2 protein-coding genes are annotated in these 2,611 nt (G+C 56.6%); both read left to right on the forward strand.

Features of this window, described 5'->3' with window-relative positions; all coding sequences use genetic code 11:
- The first annotated feature begins 1,115 nt into the window (after positions 1 to 1,115).
- Positions 1,116 to 1,814, forward strand: a complete 699-nt coding sequence (locus tag MU516_RS19265) for a vWA domain-containing protein (protein WP_260278823.1) — start codon at positions 1,116 to 1,118, stop codon at positions 1,812 to 1,814.
- Positions 1,815 to 1,830: 16 nt separating this feature from the next.
- On the forward strand, positions 1,831 to 2,611 hold a 781-nt coding region (locus MU516_RS19270), incomplete at its 3' end, for a protein phosphatase 2C domain-containing protein (protein WP_260278824.1).

Consider the following 2,611-nt stretch of genomic DNA (forward strand, 5'->3'; position numbering starts at 1 on the left):
GTTCGTGCGCCGACACCGTTCGCAACCAACCTCAGCCAGTTGACGAGCAAAGCATAGTCGACGCCTTCGCGCTTTGGAACCACTCGGCGGCTGCGCTGGCATTCGATTTTCGGATATAAAGGGGCTTGCAGCCGCCTCTCTGGACTGGACAGGCGAAGAAGGAACGAACATCTTGGGAAGTAGGGGCGTGCTCAAGGATCGGGTCTCATGCAAAGTCCGTGTCTGCGAGAGACCTTGTCCTAGCCATGTCCACGCCGAAGACATGACTCTGCCTAGTAGAAAGCTAAGGGAGTTCTCAAGATGAGCAAGAAGCCCGAGCCTATTACGCCAAAATTCAATGCTGCTGCGGCACCGCGCAAGCCGCCCGAGAAGCCCGTGCCTCCGAAGCCTACGCCCCCTAAAATTCAATACAGCGCTCCCAGGCCGCCAGGTCCAGGCATGGGAGGCAGGTCCCAGTCTGCAGCCTCACCGAAAACCTCCACAAAGGCTGCGAGCCAGGCAGCGCAGGCGAAGACTGCTCCAAAAGTATCTCAGACGCCTGCTTCCTCTCAAAAGAAGGCGGCGAGTGTCAATCAACCGGGCAAGGGAACGGCCTTGAAGCAACAGTTCGCTCGGGCATCAGCGAAGGGCCACGTCGCATCCCAATTCAAAGTCGCGGCAAAGCGGACGGTGACCCATGAGCGCTGACGGGAACGGAGCAGGATTGAGCGTGGGCGGCAAAGTTGGGCGCTTCATTGGACGCGTCGCGAAAGCTGGATTGGATCGAGTTAAACCAGCATTTTCCGGGCCCCGGTTCACACTCCTTCGCAAGACACTGAACAAACGGGCCGATCAAGGAGTAGAGAAGCTTGGGAATGTCGTTGAGAAGCGTTCGGATGCCTTAATTGCAAAGGCAGCGAAGGGAACACTGAAGCACGATTTTTCGAAGGCGGCAGCGAAACCTGAGCCGAAGATTTGGATAAACCCCAAACATAAGAAAACGCTCATAGAACCTAAAACCCCCGACCCGAAACCGACGGGCCCACGGAGGAGCCGTTAGGCGGCGCGACCACGCTTTTTCCTAAAGCACTCAGCGCTTCAAGAGCCAAAGACGGAATTAGAGAGGACTTGCAAGTATGACGAAGGACTTTGACGATGAGGTTGGAGCGGACCTCGACGAGGCGCTAAAGGCAGACCATGTGCAGCGCACGCCATGTGTCCTCGTACTTGATACGTCTGGCTCTATGGCCTCTGATGGAAGAATTGAAAAGCTCAACTTTGGACTTCGACGCTTTGAGCAGACGATCAAGGGAACGGAACAGCTTCGCAAGCAGGTGCTTCTCCTCGTTATCGGCTTCGGAGAATCCGTTGAGCTTCTGGCAGACTGGACACAAGCGGAGGATTTCACGGCGCCAAAACTTGTCTCAAGCGGAATGACGCCAATGGGTCAGGCGATGCGCTACGCGCATAGCTGCGTCGAGGATATTTCTCTCCGGCTCAGGTCAGAGGGTATCACCTTCACCAGGCCTTGGATATTCCTGATGTCCGACGGGGGACCCAACGATGAAGGTTGGGAAGAAGCCGCAATGGACTCGCGGCGGGCATGTGAAGAGCGGCGCGCAACCGTCTGGCCTCTTGCTGTTCCTCCAGGTGCAGATGGTGAAAAGCTTCACAGGTTTGCCCGTACCGACATGAAGGTCTTCACTGTTGACGACGACTTCGCGGGAATTTTTGAGTGGTTGGTTACGACGCTCGGTCAAGTTGTGCAATCGACACCGGGACAGGGCATTCAGATTACGGAGCCAGGGCCAGTTTATTTTTCAGTTGATGTTTGATGACGTATGGGATCGTATGTCCAATGTCGGCGGGGCACTGATGATGGATCCGGCCTCAGATCAACATATTGCTTCATCGGTCGCAAATGCTGATGGTTCCGGCATTTGGCGTGTGGTTTCCGCAGTGGTGCGGGGACCGAACCACGAGCGTGAAGGATCTGGCTGTGATGACGCGTGTCAGTACAGAATCGAGCACGACTGGTTAGTCGCCGTCATTTGCGATGGTGCCGGGGGCGCTGCCGCTGGCGGACGGGGTGCAAAGCTTGCTTCCACGCTGACAGCGGACTTGTTGATCAATCGCGTATCAAGACGAAGTCCCCTCGTGCCCCTACGAGAACTTTTGAAATCCACGCTTGTGCAGGTTCACAGCGAGCTTTCAGCCGCCGCGAAGTTGGACGAGCTTTCCCTTCCCGATCTTTCGACAACTATTATCGGAGCGGTACTCCGAGGCAGGCGCGGCCTTCTCTTTCACGTCGGTGATGGGCTCGCGGTGGCGTTCTCAGGCGACGGAACCGTGGTCGGTCGTTCCGACGGAACACCCAAGGCCTATGCCAACGAACCATGCTTCTTGACGGACCCTGCCTGGGAAACGCATCTCGTGGTCTCCGCAGCCAATTCCGCTACAGAAGTCATGCTCATGACCGACGGCGTATCGCCGTTCGCCGTGAGACGCGATTCACTCAATCAAGCATTTATTTCACATGTTCGAGCACGTGCCCGGCATGGAACCGAAGTTGAAGGCTCTGCAGCTCTTGAAGCGATGCTTGACCATCCCCGTGCGCGGGAGGAGGTCGGCG

This window comes from Paracoccus maritimus (assembly GCF_025195095.1).
Taxonomy (GTDB): Bacteria; Pseudomonadota; Alphaproteobacteria; order Rhodobacterales; family Rhodobacteraceae; genus Paracoccus; species Paracoccus maritimus.

Excerpts from the sequence above, each read along its gene's own strand:
- MU516_RS19265 (WP_260278823.1), top strand. The coding sequence starts at position 1,116 with ATGACGAAGGACTTTGACGATGAGGTTGGAGCGGACCTCGACGAGGCG.